Source organism: Sphingobacterium spiritivorum (genome assembly GCF_016725325.1).
GTDB lineage: Bacteria > Bacteroidota > Bacteroidia > Sphingobacteriales > Sphingobacteriaceae > Sphingobacterium.
This window is the reverse complement of the sequence record NZ_CP068083.1, coordinates 1,006,778-1,027,654: the sequence shown is the minus strand read 5'-3', so window position 1 is coordinate 1,027,654 and position 20,877 is coordinate 1,006,778. Positions and strand designations below refer to the sequence as shown.

23 protein-coding genes are annotated in these 20,877 nt (G+C 36.7%); 10 read left to right on the top strand and 13 right to left on the bottom strand.

What is annotated here, in order from left to right; genetic code table 11:
• Positions 1–3: 3 nt before the first annotated feature.
• Both I6J02_RS04265 and I6J02_RS04260 read left to right on the top strand, forming a co-directional pair.
• Positions 4–1,248, top strand: a complete 1,245-nt coding sequence (locus I6J02_RS04265) for a glycosyltransferase (RefSeq protein WP_201680597.1) — start codon at positions 4–6, stop codon at positions 1,246–1,248.
• Positions 1,249–1,271: 23 nt separating this feature from the next.
• Positions 1,272–2,426 carry a glycosyltransferase gene (locus tag I6J02_RS04260; RefSeq protein WP_201680596.1) on the top strand — a complete coding sequence of 385 codons (1,155 nt, stop codon included), beginning with the start codon at positions 1,272–1,274 and terminating at the stop codon, positions 2,424–2,426.
• A gap of 80 nt (positions 2,427–2,506) precedes the next feature.
• Here I6J02_RS04260 and I6J02_RS04255 read toward each other — a convergent pair whose 3' ends face one another.
• The 13 genes from I6J02_RS04255 to I6J02_RS04195 form a co-directional block, all read right to left on the bottom strand.
• A complete protein-coding gene (locus tag I6J02_RS04255) occupies positions 2,507–3,316 on the bottom strand; it encodes a glycosyltransferase family 2 protein (RefSeq protein WP_201680595.1) in 810 nt (269 codons plus the stop codon).
• On the bottom strand, positions 3,316–4,131 hold the full coding sequence (locus tag I6J02_RS04250; RefSeq protein ID WP_201680594.1) for a glycosyltransferase family 2 protein: 816 nt from the start codon (positions 4,129–4,131) through the stop codon (positions 3,316–3,318). Before I6J02_RS04250 ends, I6J02_RS04255 begins: the two co-directional genes overlap by 1 nt.
• 21 nt (positions 4,132–4,152) lie before the next feature.
• Positions 4,153–5,394, bottom strand: a complete 1,242-nt coding sequence (locus tag I6J02_RS04245) for a glycosyltransferase (RefSeq protein ID WP_201680593.1) — start codon at positions 5,392–5,394, stop codon at positions 4,153–4,155.
• 71 nt (positions 5,395–5,465) lie between these two features.
• Entirely contained in the window at positions 5,466–6,491 is a 1,026-nt protein-coding gene (locus I6J02_RS04240; protein WP_201680592.1) for a glycosyltransferase family 9 protein, read from the bottom strand.
• A gap of 1 nt (position 6,492) precedes the next feature.
• Positions 6,493–7,098, bottom strand: a complete 606-nt coding sequence (locus I6J02_RS04235) for a DUF4254 domain-containing protein (RefSeq protein ID WP_201680591.1) — start codon at positions 7,096–7,098, stop codon at positions 6,493–6,495.
• 42 nt (positions 7,099–7,140) lie between these two features.
• Complete coding sequence (locus I6J02_RS04230; protein ID WP_201680590.1) at positions 7,141–8,628, bottom strand: NADH-quinone oxidoreductase subunit N; 1,488 nt, start codon at positions 8,626–8,628, stop codon at positions 7,141–7,143.
• Between the two features lies 1 nt (position 8,629).
• The gene (locus I6J02_RS04225; RefSeq protein WP_201680589.1) at positions 8,630–10,234 is read right to left on the bottom strand and encodes a NuoM family protein; all 1,605 of its coding nucleotides are present in this window, start codon (positions 10,232–10,234) and stop codon (positions 8,630–8,632) included.
• Position 10,235: 1 nt separating this feature from the next.
• On the bottom strand, positions 10,236–12,272 hold the full coding sequence (locus I6J02_RS04220) for an NADH-quinone oxidoreductase subunit L (RefSeq protein WP_201680588.1): 2,037 nt from the start codon (positions 12,270–12,272) through the stop codon (positions 10,236–10,238).
• Positions 12,273–12,274: 2 nt separating this feature from the next.
• A complete protein-coding gene (gene nuoK, locus I6J02_RS04215) occupies positions 12,275–12,580 on the bottom strand; it encodes an NADH-quinone oxidoreductase subunit NuoK (RefSeq protein ID WP_003011133.1) in 306 nt (101 codons plus the stop codon).
• Entirely contained in the window at positions 12,577–13,125 is a 549-nt protein-coding gene (locus I6J02_RS04210; RefSeq protein WP_201680587.1) for an NADH-quinone oxidoreductase subunit J, read from the bottom strand. The genes nuoK and I6J02_RS04210 overlap by 4 nt, the downstream gene beginning before the upstream one ends.
• The gene (locus tag I6J02_RS04205; protein ID WP_201680586.1) at positions 13,122–13,691 is read right to left on the bottom strand and encodes a 4Fe-4S binding protein; all 570 of its coding nucleotides are present in this window, start codon (positions 13,689–13,691) and stop codon (positions 13,122–13,124) included. The genes I6J02_RS04210 and I6J02_RS04205 overlap by 4 nt, the downstream gene beginning before the upstream one ends.
• Before the next feature lies 1 nt (position 13,692).
• The gene (gene nuoH, locus I6J02_RS04200; protein WP_201680585.1) at positions 13,693–14,766 is read right to left on the bottom strand and encodes an NADH-quinone oxidoreductase subunit NuoH; all 1,074 of its coding nucleotides are present in this window, start codon (positions 14,764–14,766) and stop codon (positions 13,693–13,695) included.
• A gap of 155 nt (positions 14,767–14,921) precedes the next feature.
• Positions 14,922–16,211: a citrate synthase gene (locus I6J02_RS04195; protein ID WP_003000502.1), complete on the bottom strand. Its 1,290-nt coding sequence runs from the start codon at positions 16,209–16,211 to the stop codon at positions 14,922–14,924.
• A gap of 424 nt (positions 16,212–16,635) precedes the next feature.
• Here I6J02_RS04195 and I6J02_RS04190 point away from each other — a divergent pair, with 424 nt between their 5' ends.
• From I6J02_RS04190 to I6J02_RS04155, 8 genes are all read left to right on the top strand, one after another.
• Entirely contained in the window at positions 16,636–17,313 is a 678-nt protein-coding gene (locus tag I6J02_RS04190; protein WP_201680584.1) for a suppressor of fused domain protein, read from the top strand.
• 77 nt (positions 17,314–17,390) lie between these two features.
• The gene (locus tag I6J02_RS04185; protein ID WP_201680583.1) at positions 17,391–17,969 is read left to right on the top strand and encodes a hypothetical protein; all 579 of its coding nucleotides are present in this window, start codon (positions 17,391–17,393) and stop codon (positions 17,967–17,969) included.
• Between the two features lie 41 nt (positions 17,970–18,010).
• Entirely contained in the window at positions 18,011–18,847 is an 837-nt protein-coding gene (locus I6J02_RS04180) for a hypothetical protein (protein WP_236582282.1), read from the top strand.
• A 71-nt stretch (positions 18,848–18,918) separates the two neighbouring features.
• Positions 18,919–19,224: a hypothetical protein gene (locus I6J02_RS04175; RefSeq protein ID WP_201680582.1), complete on the top strand. Its 306-nt coding sequence runs from the start codon at positions 18,919–18,921 to the stop codon at positions 19,222–19,224.
• Positions 19,225–19,232: 8 nt separating this feature from the next.
• A complete protein-coding gene (locus I6J02_RS04170) occupies positions 19,233–19,562 on the top strand; it encodes a hypothetical protein (protein WP_236582281.1) in 330 nt (109 codons plus the stop codon).
• A 126-nt stretch (positions 19,563–19,688) separates the two neighbouring features.
• On the top strand, positions 19,689–20,027 hold the full coding sequence (locus I6J02_RS04165) for a hypothetical protein (protein ID WP_201680580.1): 339 nt from the start codon (positions 19,689–19,691) through the stop codon (positions 20,025–20,027).
• A gap of 73 nt (positions 20,028–20,100) precedes the next feature.
• Positions 20,101–20,469 carry a DUF4240 domain-containing protein gene (locus I6J02_RS04160; protein WP_201680579.1) on the top strand — a complete coding sequence of 123 codons (369 nt, stop codon included), beginning with the start codon at positions 20,101–20,103 and terminating at the stop codon, positions 20,467–20,469.
• A 12-nt stretch (positions 20,470–20,481) separates the two neighbouring features.
• The gene (locus I6J02_RS04155) at positions 20,482–20,838 is read left to right on the top strand and encodes a hypothetical protein (RefSeq protein ID WP_201680578.1); all 357 of its coding nucleotides are present in this window, start codon (positions 20,482–20,484) and stop codon (positions 20,836–20,838) included.
• Positions 20,839–20,877 lie beyond the last annotated feature (39 nt).

Below are 20,877 nucleotides of genomic sequence, written 5' to 3'. Positions count from 1 at the left end.
GGTATGAAAATTTTATTTATACAACATTTACACTTCTTAAACGGATCGGGTGGAACTGAAAAAATCTGTTCTTTTTTGGCAAATGGGTTTGCAAAACAGGGACACCAAGTAACTATAGCTACTAATCAGGATATTATCGGAAAGCCCGTCTTCGAAATCGATAGAAATATTGAGGTGGTAAATATCTACAACCCTCGTGTGATTCAGAAAGAGTTGAAATCATTATATAATTATAAGGGGCGTAACCCGATTATATGGCTTATATCAAAAATCAAAAAGAAATCTGCTAAAATTTATAATAATGTACTTCGGAAGGATCTAGGTGGTGACGCTGGAATATATAAATTTAATCTTTCTAAACGTGCTGAACTTTGGAATGCATATATAAATGAATTATCTCCTGATGTAATAGTTACCATGTCCATCAGTTCTTTATTAGAGGTTACCTATAATAATAAAATTAATATTCCTATTGTAAATTCTGTAAATGGAAGACCGGATTATGATTATAGAAACATATTTGGAAGAAGAAGTGACTTTGAAATGCGACTTCTTGAAGAATCTTTCAAAAACCTCTCTGGTATTCAGGTACTATTTAAAAGTTACTGTAACTTTCTCCCATCAACATTTAAGGGTAAACAATATGTTATTCCTAACCCGGTTCCTCAGACGGCAGAAAGTGATGTAGTAAACCATCTAAAACCTAAAGGAAAATATCGTATCATTCACATAGGAAGATTAGATGATGATTGTAAACAACAAAGTATAGCTATAAAGATTTTTAATGAAATCGCTTCAGTATTTCCTGAATGGGAACTGGAATTTTGGGGCATAGGTCATGATCATAATATGCTTAAGCAAATGATTAGTTCGTATAACTTGAATAATCGGGTTTTTTTAAAAGGTTTTACAGATAATCCATTAGAAAAGATAAAGGAAGGAGATATTTTTATATTCCCAAGTAAATATGAAGGTTTTGGACTTGCATTAGGGGAAGCTATGTCTGCAGGGCTACCTTGCTTAGGATTTCAAAGTTGTTCTGGTGTGAATGAGCTTATTGAGCATGGAGTAGCTGGGTTTTTAGCAAAGGATGAAAGTGAAATGCAAAAGTATCTGGAAGAACTTATGCAGAATAGAGAGTTAAGAAAGGAAATGGGATTTCAGGCGCATCTAGCTATGAAGAGATATAGTCCTCATCATGTATTGGATGCCTGGAAGAATGTAATTTCAGATATTGTTAGAAGGTAAGTCCTTTTTGTTCAGTGAAAAATATGTCAAAGAAAAAGGTTTTGTATTTTATGCCAGATAATCCCATGGATGGTAAAGGGGGGAATTTGACACGATGTAATCAAATGTTACAATACTTTCAATCAAATAGTCAAGTATTGGAGGTTCATTTTGTTTCTACATTATACTGGGACAATGTAAGTATGGATAAATTCAAACTTATCTATCCAGATATAATCTTGCATGTTTTTGAACTCAGAATGTCAAAGCAAAATATCTGGAAATATCTTCTTGAAGATAAAATACCCAGAAAATTAAACGGGATTCGAAATAAAGGAGTGTTGGATAATTCAACTCCTTATTTGAAAAGTAAATTCAAAGAAATCATTCAAAAAAATAGATATGATATTATTTTAATTAGTTATTCGACTTGGGGAAATATTATTGATTATGCTGAAGACGCTTATAAAATAATCGACACTCATGATTTTATGACTTTGCAATATAAGACAGAAAATGAAAAAGAGGGATATATCAAGGTTGGTGAAATTTTTCAGGAAGAAATAGATACGCTAAGTAAGTACGATGAGATCTGGACTTATTCAGTAGAAGAAAGATATATTTTTGAACAGTTTACAAATAGTAATGTCACTCTTATACCCGTTTCATTCCCATCAAAAAGATTGGAGCCTGATAGAAATATTAAATATGATATGTTATATGTCGCAAGTGATAATCGACATAATATCAAAAGTATTAAATGGTTTCTAAAGTTTGTCTTTCCGCTCTTAAATAATGTTAAGCTCTATGTTGTTGGGAAAATCTGTTCGGCTATTGATGATGCCCCAAATATTATCAAGTTGGGAGTGGTGGAAAACTTAGAAGAGATATACAAATTTAGTAAAATCTGTATTTGTCCTATGATAACGGGAACAGGTGTTAAAATCAAAGTCCTGGAATCCTTATCTTATGGATTACCAGTGGTAACGACTAAAAGAGGTGTTGATGGATTAGTGAATAAATCTCAGAATGGGTGTTTGATAACTGATGATCCTGAAGGTTTTGCGAATTATATAAAACAACTTTTATCGGATCAGAGTTTTTATGCTAAAATTAGTGAACAGGCAAGATTATATTTTGAAGAAAATCATAATGAGACTCAGGAAATAAAACTTTTAAATAATATTTTTCTCAAATAGCTTTCTGTCTGCAAAAATATAATAGTGTTTTTTGTCGTCCTGATCCTTAACAAAGATCAGGATTTTCTAATTAGCAGTTTTTATACTTTATCAATACCATGCATTGTCCAAACTGCTTTATTTTTCTTTGTTTGGCGTCTAATAGCATTGTTAAGTTCCCAATCTCTTTTATTTACATAGCTCCTTGCATGATCTAAGTGAATGCATATGGCCTTATAGCGTATTTGAATTGGTAGAATAGAATTGTTTAAAAGCCTTTCACCCATTTCCCTATCCTCGCCACCATACTTCATTCTTTCGTCAAACCCGTTAATTGCTAATATATCTTCTTTCCATCCAGAAGCATTGTGACCATTCCAGGTTGGTTTGGTAGTAGTCAAAGCATTCAAGATTTTTAAGAAACCCTTATAAGCTGATAACTTTTGATTCTTAAATGAATAAGGTAGTTTTTTCTTTCTTAACCACTTTAAATCAAAACAGTTTTGAGTTTGGATATCATAAGGAGTGATGTCCTGAGAAATGCTGAGAGGAAGCTTGAAATATCCTCCGGATAAAAAGTGCTTTCTTTTACGATTGGTAATATGCGTTTCTACGAAATCTTTCCTTGGAATACAGTCTCCATCAGTGAAGATTAAGTACGGACTTGAAGATGCAACAATTGCTTTGTTTAAAATTTCACACTTTCTAAATCCATTATCTTCATGCCATACATGAATCAGTGATGTAAATATATTTTTAAACTCCTCAATTATAACTTTTGTACTATTATCTGAGCCATCATCTGCGATAATAACTTCAAAATCTTTACATGTTTGAATTGAATACCCTATTAATACTTTCTTTAGCCATTCAGGAGAGTTATAGGTGCTGATGATAACAGATGCTAACATTATTTCAAATACTTGTTAATTCCATTCTCCGTAAATGTTTTATTTTGAGAAACGGTAGATTTATAAATACCATCATTTACTATCTCTTTTTCTCGTGAAGCAAAAGGATGCCATATATGATACACAATACCGGAAAATTTTAAAAACCTCTTTTTTAGACCCAAATTCCTCAACCTAGCAACAAGTTCTTTATCCTCACTACCCCATCCATGCATAGATTCATTATACCCATTTACTTTAATAATATCATCTTTCCAATAAGCCATATTGCAGCCCCTGGTAAAATCTCTATATCGACCATTTACTTTGTACTTATCTGCGAAAATCTTTGCTAAAAAAGGGATATGTAAACTGTTAAGAATGTTCTTACTTCTATATCTTAATGTATGGAGATCAGGTAATACTCCGTGCATTAACATTTTTTTTGAAAAATTTTCATCTAAATTCACTCTGCTACCTGTTATAAAAGCATTTTGTTCAGAAATTATTAAATGATCTTGAACAAAGCAAGAATGTAAAATTACATCACCATCTATTTGAATTATATATGGGTTTGATACTTGGGAAATAGCTTTATTTCGTATCTGCGAGAGTTGAAAACCATTGTCTTCATGCCAAATATGTTGAATAGGAATATCAGTTCTTAGACGAAATTTTTCAATTTCCTCTCGTGTTTCCTCTCGCGACCCATCATCTGCTATAACAATCTCATCCGGAAGTACAGTTTGTAAAAGAATACTTTCCAGACATAGATATAAGGCTTCAGGCCAGTTATATGTTGAAATAAGAAGAGATATTTTTGTTTTATTTGTCATGCAGCTCAATATAAGCCAAAGTTATTTATTTGTTTTTGAATCTATAAGAATTCTCAATTTGTTAATTATTACATCCCAGCTATAGTTTTCTTCTACATACTTTCTGGATTTTTCTGAGATTAGTTCTGTGTCTTGTGTATTCTTCAAAATATTGTTTAATCTATCTAAAAAATCTGATTTGGAAAGATAATATTGACAAGCAAAATTGCTGTCTATACAATGTTGTTTCATTACATCACTTTTCCCATTTACTAATGAAATTTTTCCCAGTTGCATTGTTTCCAGTAATAAGAGGGATAAACTTTCTTTTGAAGAAGGATTCACAATTAGCCTAGCATTCTCAATTAATGCTGTCTTTTCAGATTCCTGCACAAAATCTGTATAGATAATATCAGGGTGTTCATGTTTTTTCATGAATAACCGACCTGTTAAAACCAATTTAATGTTATTGTTGCTACTCTTTTTAAAAGCAATAAACCAGTTTATTAAATTTCCTATTTTTTCAGGAGCAATTCTTCCAAAATACAGGATATATTCATCTGGCAGATTAAACTTTTTGTAAATATGCGCTTTTGATTCTGGTTTTGCAATATCTACACCGACTGCTACAATACTGTTGTCAGACATGTGTTTCCCAAAAACTTTTATGCATAGTTTTTTTTCTGCTTCTGTATTAAATGCTATATGATTGACAGTTGTGAATAAATGAGTTTGCAAAGATCTGAATAAGTCCCCTTCATTATGAGCCGTAGGAATTAAGATACATTTATTGGAATAAATTTTATTAGTGAAATAGGTGTTAGGGTAAGGGTATGAGAGTAAAATTAATTTTTTATACGAATTAATATTTGTACTTAGATATGTTAGAAGTTCTGAAGAATAAAAACCATGCGATTTCAAAACTTCTTCTTCACTTTTGACGCTAATATTCCATTTTGGGAATACATCTGCGATGAGTTCTAACAATCCAACTCTGAATAACATTCTTCTAACTTTTCTACCTAACTTACTTTTACGTCGGATAGTCTCGTGATAGGATCTATCGAATGGGTTGGATTTAAAACGTAAGACATTTACACCGTTTATTGACTCCTTTCCCTCTTTATAATAAGGTTCAAATGTATTGTAGTTTATGATTGTAGACGTTAATACATCAACCTCATAATAAGGTGTTAAACGTTCAGCCAACATTTTACAATGAATCTCCGCTCCACCGTTAACTTCATTTCCATATTGACAGACAATAAAACCTATTTTTTCCATATTATATGTATTGAGGGAATTGTTAATTTAATATTTGATAACGACTCTATTTGTAACTTTGCTACTCTAAATCAAATATTCACTATTTTATCAATAACCATTTCAGGTGTTACTAAATCTATCGCTTCTATGCCGTCACAGTCACAAGGTTTATTGCCATATACTGAACTCGGACGATTGGGGTGATCGACCTGAATACAATCCTCCAATGCTTGTCCATAGCCTAAAAAACCAGCAAATGGGTGTGTTGCTCCCCATACAGACAAACATCTGATCCCCATCAGAGATGCCATATGCATACCAGACGAATCCATACTGATCATCAGATTGAGATTCGAAATAATTGCTAATTCTTCCTTTAAAGTAAACAATCCTATGGTATTATGTACATTTCTAAATTGACTTTCCCATTGTGCAGCTATCTTTTTCTCCTCATTACCTCCTCCGAAGATAAAAGTCTCGTATCCCTTTTCTGAGAGCGTCTGAATGACACTTCCCATCTTAGGTAAAGGAAATACCTTGTAAGAATGTTGTGCAAACGGAGCGATTCCGATTTTAAAAGTTTCTTCATCAGCAAACATGGCCTTCGCCATTTGTGGAAGCCGTTCTTTTCGGACAGTCCGTGTATGAGAAAGATGTAAGGTATAACCTAACTTTCTAAAAACGTCTGCATATCGCTCTGTTGTCTGTCTTAGCGGCTTTAATACCTTATCAACCGCTCTTGTAAGTTGTTTTTTTTCTTTTCGGCCCTTATCCAATCCGACTACACGGGTGCCTGATAACCGAAATAAAAAACCCAGTATCCGGGATCTCAGATTGTAATGAAGATCTGCTACAGCCGTGGCCTGGTATTCATCCAGTTCTTTTTTTAGTTTTCGTATTCCCAAAATTCCTTTATGCTTCCCTTTCGGATCAAAAGGATGAAATGTAATCTGAGGAATTTCTTCAAAAAAAGCGCTGAACAACTGTCTGCTGACCACAATTAACTGTACATCTGGGTGTTGCATACAGAATTCCTTCAGTACAGAAGCAACCATAGCGACATCACCCATTGCTGAGAAGCGGGTCACAATTATTTTGGAGGGCAGCGGCATCATATTACTTTCCTGCAGTATACAGCACAGGGTTAAGAGCAGGATCGTTATACATCTTCATTTGCTTATACACTTTCATGTATTTATGGCCTTTCTCTATATCATTTAATAATTCATCAATACTTAATGAAAGATCCTTACGTTGTTCCAATAGAATATGTAGTTTTTGCTGACATGATTTAATATGTTCAGCCTGAGCATCTGTACGCAGGGTTTCCTGCTCCATATGATATATTTTCAAGGCCAGAATAGATAGGCGGTCAATGGCCCATGCCGGACTTTCTGTATTCACCTTTGCATCAGCCAGAGGCTGTATATCGGTGTATTTCTGAAGATAGTAGCTGTCTATATATTCAACCGTATCCGTGCGATACTGGTTTGATTCGTCTATTCGGCGTTTCCAGTACAAGGCATCCTTCGGATCGATTTCAGGATTTCTTACCACATCTTCCATATGCCATTGTACAGTATCAATCCAGCATTTGAGATATAATAAATGTTCCAAAGATGTTTTATCATAAGGATTCTCAATAGGATGATCTATGACATCATTTACGTGATAATCTTCGATCGCACGTTGAAAAATCGGATTTGCAATTGCACTTATCATACTGCAAATATAAGATATTAAAGAATAGATTGGAGGGGCGGATTACAGCAAACGATCTAATAAGATATCCGGGAATATCCCAAAAATGACGATAAGTATTGTACAGATTACTGCAATGATAAGTAGTAGGGACCATTTTAATGGTTTAGACACATCCTGTTCAGCTGTTCTTAAAAATCCCTGCAATGGAATTTTGAAATAGAAAAATAAGGAAATAACAGCAGTCAGTGCACCGACAATCAAGAGGATCATCAGCAAAGCATAGTTATCCTGTTGATAGACTTCAAAAACACTGGAGAATATCAGTAGCTTCCCGATAAATCCGGCAGTTGGAGGAAGCCCTATCAGTGATATTAGTACGATAGTAAAACTTACGAATAATACAGGATGTGCTTTGCCAAGTCCGGCATAGGAGGTAATTTCCGTATTTCCGTTGATGCGTTCCAACTGGTCAATAAAGATAAAGGCAGCCAGATTCATCAGCGTATATACGATAAGATAGTACATCAGTACCTGAGGTTGATGCGAAGTATAGACCAATACCATCATGAGCAGGATACCTGTGTGGCCGATAGAAGAATAGGCCATCATGCGTTTGATATCCGTCTGTCTTAATGCCGCTAAATTACCAATCAGCATCGTCGCTATTGCAGCGATAATCAGGATGTAATAGAAGAAATCTGAAAAATAAAAGGGTGTATCTGACCATGCCGTATAAACGCGGGTCAGGAATACAACTACGGCAATTTTAGGAACTGTTGCCAAAAAAGCTGTTACAGGTGTTGGGGCTCCCTGATACACATCCGGACTCCAGATATGAAAAGGTACGAAACTGAGTTTGAAGCCAATTCCTGTAAAGATAAACAGCAGAGCGATACTAACGATGGTTTCAGGTGCATCAATCAAGCCTTTGATATGATCAGTAGAATTGAAGGTCAGGCTTCCTGAAAAACCATAAAGTAACGACAATCCATATAACATGACAGCAGCACATACTGATCCGAACAATACATACTTCATTGCTGCTTCAGACTCTTTACGCTTCTGAGAAAGAAAGCCGACCATCACATAAGATGCAATAGAAAGTATTTCTACACAAATAAAGACTAAAAGCCAGTTATTGGTCATTGTCAGTACATTCATTCCTATTATACTGGCAATCAGTACAGGATATATATCGGCAGATCGTTTTCGATAAGAATAATAACTGAAGTATTGTTGAATAAAGAACAGAAGAACAAGAGAAGCCACTGCAATGAGCAGACGTGCATAGACAGAAAACTGATCGATGCTGATCATTTCAAAAAATGCAGATGGTAATTCCTGTCCGCTCTGTTGACACAAAGCATAAATTGTACAGACTATTCCGGCAACACTGATTGCAAAAGAAGATTGTTTCCATATCCGGTCTGTAAATAACGAGGCACAGATACTGAGTACAAAGGTCAGAATAAGTGTGATTTCAGGTCCTAATACAGAGACACTGCCAATCACATGATCCAGAATATTGCTCAGATTATTACTGTCCATATTACCCGATATATTGGTGAAGAATGGAGACAAAATGAAGAACAGAGGCATTCATCTTATCGAAAATTAAAAACGGAAAGATTCCAAGTACCAATGCAAGTGCAATAGTTGGAAACAAAATAATTTGCTCTCTGAGATTAATGTCTGTCAGTTTTGTTACCCAGGATTCACCGCCCTTGAGGCGGGTTTGTCCGAAAAACATCCGTTGCAGCGTCCAGAGAAAGTAGGCCGCACTTAACAGGATTCCTATAGAACCCGCGATAGCCATCCATCTCGGAAGAGCTGAACCTATACTGGCTGCATTGAATGTCCCGATAATAACAAAGGCTTCTCCTATAAATGCTGAAAATCCAGGCAGTCCAAGTGACGCAAAGAAAGCTATGGCGACAAAAGCTGTATATTTTGGCATAATAGTCGCCAATCCTCTGAAGTGATAGATATAACGATCATGTACACGGTCATACACCACACCTACCAGAAAAAACAGAGCTGCGGACAGGAATCCGTGACTTATCATCTGAAACATAGCACCAGAAATCCCTTCTGCTGTCAGCGAAGCGATCCCTAATAATACAAATCCCATGTGCGATACAGATGAATAAGCGATCATACGTTTCAGATCTTTCTGAGCCAAAGCATTCATTGCACCGTATAAAATGGATATCACACCTATAAGTCCGATCCACCAATTAGTCTGTGCTGCAATATCAGGGAAAATGCCATAGCAGATTCGGATTATTCCATATCCACCGATCTTTAGCAATATTCCGGCAAGGATAATGGAGATAGGTGTCGGAGCTTCTACGTGCGCATCCGGCAACCAGGTATGTAAAGGGACAATAGGTACTTTGATTCCAAAGGCAAAAAACAATACGATAAATCCTACAATCCGTGTAGGCCACCCAAAGATCGTCGAAAGACTGTCCGGGGAAAAGAATCCTCCTTCTACATAATTGTCCGGATTCATCATAGACAACATATTGAAAGTATATGCACCTGTCGCCGGATTAGTAACCGAAAAATAAAGACCCACGATGACCAGTAGCATGAATACGGAACCAAACAGCGTATAGATAAAAAATTTGATTGCCGCATACTCTCTTCGTGTTCCGCCCCATATTCCAATAAGAAAGTATAACGGCAGAAGCATCACTTCATAGAATACATAAAAAAGGAAAAAATCCAGTGCACAGAAAATACCCATCACTGCCATATTGAGAACCATCAGTAGCGCAAAGTACCCTTTAGGACTCTTCTGTATATTCCAGGAAGCCCCTATAGCCATGAGCATCACAAAAGCACTCAGCAATACAAGTGGTAACGAAACACCGTCGAGACCCAGGAAGTAATCTATTTCTAACTTGCCAATAGTGCCAAGATCAAGACGAATCCAGGAAAGCTGTTCGACAAACTGATAGCCTTCTATGGTATTAATTCCGGTTTTTGTTGGATCAAAATGAATATACAGATAGCCTGCCAGGAGTAGTTGTACTGCTGTAAATGCCAGAGCAAGGTATTTGTATGAGTTGTTCCATTTTGCCGGAAGCAGCAGTATCAGGGCTGTCGCGATTAAAGGAAGAAATATGATGAGCGTAAGTAATCCCATTTTATTTTATGATCAAATAAACTAAACCAATCAAAACAACGAAAAAGACCGAAAACAGGTAATACTGCAAGCGACCATTCTGTATATGACGAAACACATTTCCAAGCCAATAGGCTGTTTTAGCTACCAAATTGACAAAGCCATCCACAAGCACCCGGTCTATCCAGGTAATGATAGCGGAGAAACGTAATATTATAAAAGAAATCAGGTGAACGATACCGTCCACGATATTCCGGTCAATCCAAAAACAAATTTTTGCTAACTGCACAGTGCCATCTACGAAAACAAATGTATACAGTTCATTTAAATACCCTTGTTTTAAAGAGGCCTGTATTAGTCTATGTTGCGGGTTAAACGGATATCCATCTTTGACATACCACTTATAACCGATCCACCAGCTTACCAAAGCTCCAAAAGTAAGGATAACCGGAATAACGAGGTGGGCTGCAGGGTTGATTGCATAGGGATATTGATCCAGTAAACCGTCCACGATCCAGGCATGATGGTATGACAGTGGATTAAACGAGAAAACCGGAAATAAACACCATACCGCCAGAAAAAACATGGGGATAAGCATCATCTTTGGTGCTTCATGTATAGGTGCAGTCACCAATACAGGCACGCGAAGCTGTCCGAAAAAAGCTTTAAATATTAATCTGCCGATATAGAATGCAGTCAGGATACTGACCATGATCAATAGGACAGGAATGATATGATAGGCTGCTCCGTGTGTGCTACTCCATTCGAATGCCGAAATAATAATGCTGTCTTTGGACAGGTAACCCGATGTCAGCGGAAATCCGGATAATGCAAGAGAGGAGAGTGCCATAAGTGCAAATGTCTTAGGCATATACTTGCGGAGTCCTCCCATATTTCGAAGATCCTGTGCATCAAAATCCTGCTGACTTTTTTCTTTGAGATGCACCATTTCATGGATTACCGCTCCGGCACATAAGAATAGTAAACATTTGAAAAATGCATGTGTAGCCAAATGGAAAATCGCAGCGTCCCATGCGCCTATACCTATACCCACCATCATATATCCCAATTGAGATATGGTTGAAAAGGCCAGAATTCGTTTGATATCATATTGTGCCAATGCAAAATATGCTGCACTTGCTGCTGTCAAAGTTCCGATTACAGCAATAACAAGTAATACCGTTTCATTAAATAACGGGAACAGGGTCGCCATTAAAAATACGCCGGCTGCAACCATAGTGGCCGCATGAATAAGAGATGATACAGAAGTTGGTCCTTCCATTGCATCCGGAAGCCATATATGTAAGGGAAATTGGGCGGATTTAGCCATAGCACCGATAAAGAATGCTATCCCGGCTGCTGTCAGCCAACCTGCCGGCATCGTGTTCATGGGAGATATCCATTGGCCATCACTTAATATAGCCTGATAAGCCAAGCCATCGGAACCAAATAATTCCACGAGATTTAATGTGCCAAACTGACTGTATACAATGGCAATACCGGTTAAAAAACCAAGGTCACCGATCCGGTTAATGATAAATGCCTTTTTGTTTGCCTGCGCAGCAGACTCTTTCGTAAACCAAAATCCGATAAGCAGGTAAGAAGCAAATCCTACCAGTTCCCAGAAAATATACATCAGCAGCAGGTTGTTCATCATGACCAGACCCAACATAGCAAAGCAAAATAAGCTCAGATACATCCAGTAGCGATGAATACCTTTATCTCCGTTCATATAAGACCTCGAGTATACATGTACCGGAAGTGCTATAACAGGTACAATCAGCAGCATCAGTGCGGTGAGGTTGTTGAGCAAAATACCTACTGTAAATGTCTTATTGCCTATTGTAAACCAATCGATCTGAATGTGGAATGTACGGTAGTTCCAGATTTCAACAAAGGTAAGAAGGCCAAAAAGGGCACTTAAGGTTATTGCAACGGCCGGAATAATACCGGACTGTGCACGTTTTCCTAAGAGTGCCTGATATAGAAAAGCCGCAAAAGGCAAAGCTAAAGTAAGCAGTGCGGTTGTAACGGGCGATATGTCGTTGAAGTGATTCAATACTAATCTTTTAATTCCTGTACCTGATCCGGATTGATGGTATTATAATGACGATAGACATTCAGAATAATCGCCAGACCTACTGCTACTGCAGCTGCTGCCAGTACGATAGCAAATAGTGCGAAAACCTGGCCGCCGTAATTGATTTTATCATAACGGCCGAATGCTACAAAATTAAGAATTGCCGCATTGATCATCAGTTCAATACCTACCAGGATCATAATAGCATTCTTTTTCGATAAGACTGCATAGAGACCAATGCAGAATATACAGGCACTCACGACCAGAAAATGAGTTAAAGTAATCAAAATTTATCCTCCTTTCTGGATAAATGAGCTGCGCCGATCAGTGTCATCATCAGAAAGATACCAATGAGCTCAAAAGGAAGAATATATTGCGTCATAAACTTGAATCCAAGTTGTTGAATATTATTGTCCGATGGATGGATGAAAGTATTATTAATCCGCGCCTGCTCGATCCAGGCCGGTACTTCAGATTGCCATTCGACCACGGCTGTGATCATAATAAGCAAAAAAGCCGAACTAAGAATCAAAGACTGCCAGTTAGGCAAAGTCAGAAACTTACCGGAGGCATGTTGCAGATCTTTGAGCAATTCCTTGTTGGACAACATGAATGCAAAGATCATCAGGATCAGTACACCACCTACATATACCATGATCTGGGTGATCGCTACAAAATCAGCAAGCGCAAAGAGATACAGTCCGGCCATAGCGAACAGAACAATGAAAAACAAGAAAAGCGCCCTTGCTGTGTTTTTCAGGTTCACAACCAACAGTGCTGAACCGATAGCCAGTGCTGCGAAGGCATAAAACAAAAGTTCTTCAAGCGTCATGATTGTTTTTTTGCAGCCTCCTTCTCTGCCTGGAATTTTGTCCACTCTTCTTTACGTTGTGCGACCTCTGTGTCTGACATTTCCGAGAAACCATAGATAAGGTCAGTAAGTTTGGATGTGCTGCGGTCGTACTGATTGGTCATGGTGATACATTCTGTAGGACATACCACAGTACAAAGACCACAATACATACATTTGGCCATATCGATATCGAATTTCTCCGCATAAAGACGTTTTACACTTCCGTCGGAAGTTTTTCCGATTGCTTCAGGTGATTTGATAGCCAGGATATCTATACAATCCACAGGGCAGGCTTTGGCGCAAAGATCACATACGATACAATCGTCTATCTCCACCTCCAACTGATAACGGGCGACTTCAGGAATAGGCATTTTCTGCTTTGGAAACTGTACCGTAGCGACCCCGTCCTGCTTGTCAAAATAATGATCTTTTGTGATGTCTAGCTCATGACGTGCACGACGTGCACCAAAGAGGTGCCTGACAGTCAAAGTGAGTCCTTTGACAGCCGTGAGTAATGCATTTATGGTCGTCTTTATCAACATCATATTAATTCATAACAACTAATCTCCATATTCCTGAGATGGCCATACAGACAAATGCTGTAGGGATCAGGATTTTCCAGCATAAAGCCATCAACTGATCTGCTCTGAGCCGTGGCAGTGTCCATCTGATCCACATTTGTACGCCGACGATGAGCAGCGATTTGGCCAGTGTCCAGAAGATTCCCCAACATAATCCGGTGGTCCAGGTTGCTAATTTCAGGGAGCCGATGTTAGGCAGAGGTGTATTCCATCCCCCGAGGAAAATAACAACCCCGAGCATGGCAACTAAAAACATCATGGCATATTCCGCAAGGAAGACAAATGCAAATTTGATCCCTCCGTATTCGGTATGAAAACCTCCGATCAGTTCCGATTCCGCTTCCGGGATATCGAACGGAGCTCTGTTACATTCTGCTAATGTGGCAATAAAGAAGATAACAAACACCACCAGGAGATGCGGAGCCTGAAAGATATTCCAGGCAAATATTCCTCCGACTGTATTGACTTCCCAGAATCCCAGAAACTTAATACTTTCTGTAGACAAAATTCCCTGATTTATTCCTATTTCATTGAGATTCAGCGTCTGTGTAATCATTACAGCTGCAATCAGGGATAATCCTACCGGAATCTCATACGATACCATTTGTGCAATGGCTCGGATAGATCCTAATAAGGAATACTTATTATTTGATCCCCAGCCCGCCATAAGTATACCTATTGCATCAATGGAGACAACCGCCATTATAAAAAATAATCCGGTGTGTGTATCAGCAGGAATAAATCCCGGGGCCCAGGGCATTACACTAAAACCAATAAAAACAGCAATAAAGATAATAACAGGGGCTGCAGCGAACAATATTTTATCTGCAGCAGAGGGAGTAATGAATTCTTTCTGGAGTAGTTTCAGGATATCTGCTATAGTTTGCAGGCTTCCGAATTTTCCGGTTTCCATAGGCCCGAGGCGATCCTGTACAAAACCGGCAATTTTACGCTCAGCATATACCGCAAACAGCGTGAAAATAGCAATAAAACTAAAAATTGCTACAGGTACCAGTATATCGATTAACAGGTCGGTCAAGTTTTTTAGAATAATTCTTAATTAGATTGCAAACATAAGGAAAACTCAGCATTATTTAAGCATCTAACCATGAAGTTATACTTATTTAGTAGATTTTTTTTGAACTAAAAAAGGCACCCGTAGAGAGTGCCTTTTAATTCTATATTCAAAATGAATTATTTTCTGTTTTTCAGCTCTACGTAGTCGCGTTTTTGTGAACCTGTATAGACCTGTCTCGGACGTCCGATAGGCTCTTTGTTTTCGCGCATTTCTTTCCACTGTGCAATCCATCCCGGGAGACGGCCTAAAGCGAATAATACGGTGAACATTTCTGAATCGAAACCTAATGCACGGTAGATAATACCGGAATAGAAATCTACGTTTGGATATAATTTTCTGTCAATGAAGTATTGATCGCTTAATGCAGCTTCTTCAAGGCGTTTTGCGATTTCCAGAACAGGATCATTAATACCCAGCTTTTCTAGGATATCATCACATGTCTTTTTGATAATCTTAGCACGAGGATCAAAGTTTTTGTATACACGGTGACCGAATCCCATTAAACGGAAAGGGTCGTTTTTATCTTTAGCTTTAGCCAGATATTTATCTGCATCACCGCCATCATTTTTGATAGCCTCAAGCATCTCAATAACTGCCTGATTCGCTCCTCCGTGAAGAGGACCCCATAAAGCGGAGATACCTGCAGAAACAGAAGCGTATAGATTCGCATTAGATGAACCTACGATACGGACTGTAGAAGTTGAACAGTTTTGTTCATGATCAGCATGAAGGATCAGCAATTTGTGCATCGCATCAATAACGATCGGATCTATAGTCACATCTTCCGTTACCTGACCGAAAGTCATGCTTAGGAAGTTGTGTACGTAGTTAAGATTGTTTTTAGGATAGATCACTGGATGACCCAATGATTTTTTGTGAATCCAGGAAACAATTGTCGGCATTTTAGCCAGTAATTTAACAATTGTCAGGTTATCCTCTTCTTCCGAAGCGTTAGGATTCAACGATTCAGGATAGAAAGCAGACAGTGCTCCTACTAAACAGGACAGCTGTCCCATTGGGTGGGATTTAGAAGGAAATCCATCAAAGAATTTCTTCATGTCCTCATGAATCAGTGTATGTTTGCTGATATCATGTCTGAATTTTTTCAAAGTCTCGTCTGAAGGCAATTCACCAAAGATCAATAAATAAGCAACCTCTAAAAATGTAGATTTTTCAGCTAATTGTTCAATAGGGTAACCTCTGTAATGCAGAATACCTTTTTCACCATCTAAAAAAGTAATGGCACTTTTTGTAGCACCTGTATTTTTAAATCCCGGATCTAATGTTATATACTCGGTTTGATCTCTTAGTTTGGAGATGTCAATAGCTTTTTCATTTTCAGTTCCTGTGATTACAGGAAGCTCATATGATGAATCGTTTAAAGTAAGTTTAACTGTTTCAGACATAGTTTGAATATCTTGTATTATGCAAATGTAAATAAATTGAAATGTAAATCAATATGCCAAAATGAATTAAAATGCCATATTTAAGTCATATAGGGACAATTTGATATAGGGTTAAAACTAATTTTGCGTTGCGTTAACAATACTTTCCAAAATATTCAAAATAATCAGAAAATTCAACTTTTTTCGAAAAAAAACGATTGGCGGTATAAAAAAATAAAATGCTGTTCCACATTCAAAACTTGCTGAAAAAAGATTTTTTTCATGTGTTTAAACATTTGTAAGTCTCTTATTAGCAGATTCTCGTGTGATTTGCAATTCCTCTTTTTCATCGATAGTTTAAAAGAAAAACATTATATTTAAATAGCCTGTTTCTGTAGATCAAAGGTCAGGTGGCGGAATTTCGGATAGAATAAAAATAAAAAATATGGACAAAGAATTAATCAAAAAAATCCAGAACAGAAAGCATTATTATGAGCATGTCGAAGCTTTGGAAAAACATCTGGATAAGTATTTCGAAAGTGAGGAAATGACTGTTTTCCACGAAATGCTTTCCCTGGACTTTCATCTGGATGTTTATTTTATTCAGCCGAAAGATAAAGAGTTTAATTTGCTGGTCACATCCGGTATGAGTCTGTTGGAAATGACTGTTCCCGAAACCATTCAGGATAGAGCGGATTATACATTTGCGGAGCTCATGCTATTGATCCCTAAAGAGATGGAATTTAATAAAACCTATCCGAGCGACGATAAAAATGATTGGATAATAGGTATGATGAAAGATATGGCGAGATTTCCGCATCATCAGGATACCTTTTTGACAGAAGGACATACTTTGCAGGCATGGAATGATATAGCCGATCCGTACGATAAGCATACACTCTTCACCGGTTGTATATTATTGCCTTCCGCTACTTTCGGGGAAGATTTTATGCAGATCACGTGTGAAGACAACCTAATAAATTTTTATAGTCTGTTTCCCTTATATAAAAACGAAATGGAGTATAAAATACAGCATGGTTACAGCAAATTTTTTGATCTGTTAATCGAAAATGATGTAGCGGAAGTGTTCAATGAAAAACGTGAAAATTTACTTGCAGTATAAAGATTAGAATTGACCAATGCCACATGACGGTTAATAGGACAGGGGTAAATATGCAAAAATAAAAGTATCTTATAAAAATGACTGTTTCTGAATTTGAAAATAATCTGAAAGCCATTCACCAAATGTTGTTTAGTATCAGGCTGACTGAAGATCGCGATACGGCAGAAACATATGTTGATGTGCTGTATTCTTTTAATAAAGCCTTGCCGGAGAAAAGTTATCCTTTTTTAGCTTATCTGGAAGATACTGTCGATAGCATTGAATTTAGTATATACGGGCGAAATGCAGATCTGTTTATGCTGAGAAAGAATGAGCTGGAAAGTGATAAAGATCCGGTTCCTTATATCAAAGGCAAGAAAGAATGGGAGTCTTATGAATTTACTCTGTCTACTTTACTCCTTACAGAATATACAGATTGGTTATCAGAGCAAGCAGAATATAAATTTGAGCTTCAATTCTTAGGATACGGGATATATGTGCCTGTTAAAAAATATTGGAATCAGTTTTTTAATCCCTTTTCCTATCCCAATAAAATATGGCTTGGAAAGGATCATAGATCGGTGTTATATATTCAAAATGAAAGTAATATTCTAAAATGTGTGGCTAATAATACTGAGGATTTGAGATTTGCCGAAGAAGTTTTATGTGAAAAATAAGGGGTGCCTTTTTTGTAAAAAATATAATGGATTGGTAGAATATGATAAGAAATAACGATTTGGAAAGTGCTAATATATCCGGGAAGATTGCATGGGTAAAGGAATTGACGTTTCAACCTGAAAATGAAAATTTAGTCCCGTTGGGATTTGAGATAACACATTTTAATGATGCTGGCAATATCGTTCGGTGGGAAGTATACCATAGCGATGGGAGATTAACGAAAACCTTGACCAAAACATATAATGCTAACCATATCTTGATAGAAGATGTTCTGAAACAAACTGATGGTAAATATTTCAGCCAAAATCTGTATAGCGATGACGGTGTATTATTGGAAAAGCAGTATGATTACGGACAAGGTATTTCCTATAAGGAGATTTACGATAAGGATGGAAATGTCATCAGGAATTTTGAAAATGAAATAGAGTTAGAAGTTGAAGAGGAAGTAAATGAAGATCCTTATAATGAACAATGGGATACTAAAGAAGTTATTGATCATTCGGGCAAAAAAGTAAGAACGACCTATTACTATTCTTTTAACCGCCTTTTCGATATTACACAAAGTACATTTGATAAGGACGGTAAACTTATGGATGAAAAAGTGTTTGCATCAGAAGAGGAATTGGAAAACGATAATTTTGTAAAAATGGATATCTATACTTATGATCCATTTGGCAATCTCACAAGAAAGAAAAGCAATAATAAATCCTACAATGGCGGAGATTGGATAACCATACATACGAATACATTTCATTATGACAATCAAAATAATTGGGTGGAGAAGCAGGAATTAATGAATAATAAAATAACAAACTTCAAAGATAAATTACAATTTGTCCGGAGGAGAGAAATTGAATATTTGGACGAAGTGGTATAATAACAGATAGTTGTGTCAGATTGATTGCTGGTTTTTCAAAGAATAAATTTAAAGGAATAAAACTGAATGTAATGGATAGCTACCTCGAAGAATTAATGCAGCGCGAAGATATACACCGGATAACTGATGAAGCCGGTAACCAGTATGGTATCCGGGTTTTAGGACGCGGTGAAAATTTACTGTTTATAGAAAATGAAAGAGGATTGATCTGTACAATTGATGCGGAGCATGCTGCAATATTTACCAGATCTGTAAAAAAATGGGATAGCTCCGGCCAAAACATGAGTAAAAAGGAAAGGACAAGAGTAGTCAGCCTGATTGAGCAATATTACAGGAAATTCTATAGTCCGAATGTTATTTTGATAGATGATTATTAGAAATGTGTATGATATTTGAAAGTCAGCAGATCGCTTACAGTCTGGAAGATAACTGGGATGAACTGGTCAGCATTACATTCGTTAATGCCGGAAATTATCTTTCCCTTAGTTCCTTAGCGTATGAAGATGAGATCGGAATAGAGATAAATGATCAGACAAATTATGTAAGCGCACTGAAAACCGAGTTTAAGTATGAATTTACAGGAAGTTCTATTCACTTTACGATAGAAAATCCAATAATTCAAAATAACGTTCCGGATCTGAAATTTGTTGTAAACTTCAGCATCAAAGAAGCAGATAAATTGAAAAGTGCAGTAAATGCATTGGTCGGAAAATAGTGATTAGGAGGATATAATGAACTATGCTGTCTTAATCAATTAAGAGTTAAAGGAATCCGGCTACAGATTAGGGAAAGATTAAAAAATATTGAAACCATATAAGTAAGGATTGTATTGTTCCGCGATATGTATAAAGTAACATTTAAGGCGAAATTTGCCTATGCTTCCAAAGAGGAAGATGAGGAATATTTTATGGTTGGTCTCTCTGAAGATGAGTTTGACTATGAGAAGTATATTCTATTTCAGAAGTCATATAATATGGAAGAATCAGGAGACATTTTTATTGAATGTAATGGAGACCAGTGCATCAATAGTTGTACACATGTTTCGATCAGCAATACGGCCATGATATTACATATAGAAGAGAGTGAAATAACTGTAGATATTGAGCATGTCCTGCTACCTGAAAATTTTATGAATTATTTAAAGCATATATTCGGTGAGTTGTTGCAGGTAAAAGCCTGACAGGTTATAGGATTAATCTCCATAAAGTCATTTCAGGAATACTATAGCACATCACGAAGAAAAGTCATATAAAATGAAAGACATAGAAATATCAGAATGGTTTTGGTCTGTAATTAACAATGCGAATTTAAACAGAGATACGCTGAGAGAGCTTTTGGACAATTTTTCTAAAGATGAACTTATTAGATTTCAGGAAGAATTTGTAGATGCTTCAGTAGAATTACAGGAAGCTCCTTTTACAGATTATATGGAAGAATCTGAAGATGGAATTGAAGATATAGCAAACTGGATTGTGAGTAATGGAAAAGCGTTCTATTTTCATATCCTGAACAATCCCGGTGAAATCCCAAATAGCGTCAACGATTTTACCGATCAGATTCTTTATGGAATAGCAGATGAAGTCTGTGTAGAAAAATATGGGGAGTCAACAGGTGTTTACTAATACTGAAATATAATGGTTAATTCTTTCTTTGCCCATACTGTCAGCATAACTTCATGTGCAGTCTTAGAAGAGGTGCATCTTAGATGCTATGTAGAAAATAATAATCAGGAATGTGGATCTGTTGATTTCATTTTAGAAAAGATCAATTTTAATATTTCAGGTAAGAACATCTTTTATAAAGGAATGGAAAGCATTAAAAATATACGATTTGATTATAAAGATGAAATATTGGTTTTTACGTTCAGCAATAACAAGAGCATGTCATTCAATTGCGGAATAAAAGAATTTGGAGAAATAAATACGCATATCAGACAGTATGAAAATTTTGGTGGTAGTCAGGATCTTAAAACATCCTTTTTTAAAGATTAAGCTGCATTAGGGCAAGAGCTGAGAAGCATCCAAAAATCA

What these genes read in the sequence shown, in the direction of transcription:
- I6J02_RS04190 (WP_201680584.1), top strand. Translation starts at nt 16,636, where the DNA reads ATGGACAAAGAATTAATCAAAAAAATCCAGAACAGAAAGCATTATTAT.
- I6J02_RS04250 (WP_201680594.1), bottom strand. Translation starts at nt 4,131, where the DNA reads ATGACAAATAAAACAAAAATATCTCTTCTTATTTCAACATATAACTGG.
- I6J02_RS04255 (WP_201680595.1), bottom strand. Translation starts at nt 3,316, where the DNA reads ATGTTAGCATCTGTTATCATCAGCACCTATAACTCTCCTGAATGGCTA.
- I6J02_RS04265 (WP_201680597.1), top strand. Translation starts at nt 4, where the DNA reads ATGAAAATTTTATTTATACAACATTTACACTTCTTAAACGGATCGGGT.
- I6J02_RS04165 (WP_201680580.1), top strand. Translation starts at nt 19,689, where the DNA reads ATGTATAAAGTAACATTTAAGGCGAAATTTGCCTATGCTTCCAAAGAG.
- I6J02_RS04160 (WP_201680579.1), top strand. Translation starts at nt 20,101, where the DNA reads ATGAAAGACATAGAAATATCAGAATGGTTTTGGTCTGTAATTAACAAT.
- I6J02_RS04155 (WP_201680578.1), top strand. Translation starts at nt 20,482, where the DNA reads ATGGTTAATTCTTTCTTTGCCCATACTGTCAGCATAACTTCATGTGCA.
- I6J02_RS04260 (WP_201680596.1), top strand. Translation starts at nt 1,272, where the DNA reads ATGTCAAAGAAAAAGGTTTTGTATTTTATGCCAGATAATCCCATGGAT.
- I6J02_RS04195 (WP_003000502.1), bottom strand. Translation starts at nt 16,211, where the DNA reads ATGTCTGAAACAGTTAAACTTACTTTAAACGATTCATCATATGAGCTT.
- I6J02_RS04170 (WP_236582281.1), top strand. Translation starts at nt 19,233, where the DNA reads ATGATATTTGAAAGTCAGCAGATCGCTTACAGTCTGGAAGATAACTGG.
- I6J02_RS04230 (WP_201680590.1), bottom strand. Translation starts at nt 8,628, where the DNA reads ATGGACAGTAATAATCTGAGCAATATTCTGGATCATGTGATTGGCAGT.
- I6J02_RS04240 (WP_201680592.1), bottom strand. Translation starts at nt 6,491, where the DNA reads ATGATGCCGCTGCCCTCCAAAATAATTGTGACCCGCTTCTCAGCAATG.
- I6J02_RS04235 (WP_201680591.1), bottom strand. Translation starts at nt 7,098, where the DNA reads ATGATAAGTGCAATTGCAAATCCGATTTTTCAACGTGCGATCGAAGAT.
- I6J02_RS04245 (WP_201680593.1), bottom strand. Translation starts at nt 5,394, where the DNA reads ATGGAAAAAATAGGTTTTATTGTCTGTCAATATGGAAATGAAGTTAAC.
- I6J02_RS04180 (WP_236582282.1), top strand. Translation starts at nt 18,011, where the DNA reads ATGATAAGAAATAACGATTTGGAAAGTGCTAATATATCCGGGAAGATT.
- I6J02_RS04175 (WP_201680582.1), top strand. Translation starts at nt 18,919, where the DNA reads ATGGATAGCTACCTCGAAGAATTAATGCAGCGCGAAGATATACACCGG.
- I6J02_RS04225 (WP_201680589.1), bottom strand. Translation starts at nt 10,234, where the DNA reads ATGGGATTACTTACGCTCATCATATTTCTTCCTTTAATCGCGACAGCC.
- I6J02_RS04185 (WP_201680583.1), top strand. Translation starts at nt 17,391, where the DNA reads ATGACTGTTTCTGAATTTGAAAATAATCTGAAAGCCATTCACCAAATG.
- I6J02_RS04205 (WP_201680586.1), bottom strand. Translation starts at nt 13,691, where the DNA reads ATGATGTTGATAAAGACGACCATAAATGCATTACTCACGGCTGTCAAA.
- I6J02_RS04210 (WP_201680587.1), bottom strand. Translation starts at nt 13,125, where the DNA reads ATGACGCTTGAAGAACTTTTGTTTTATGCCTTCGCAGCACTGGCTATC.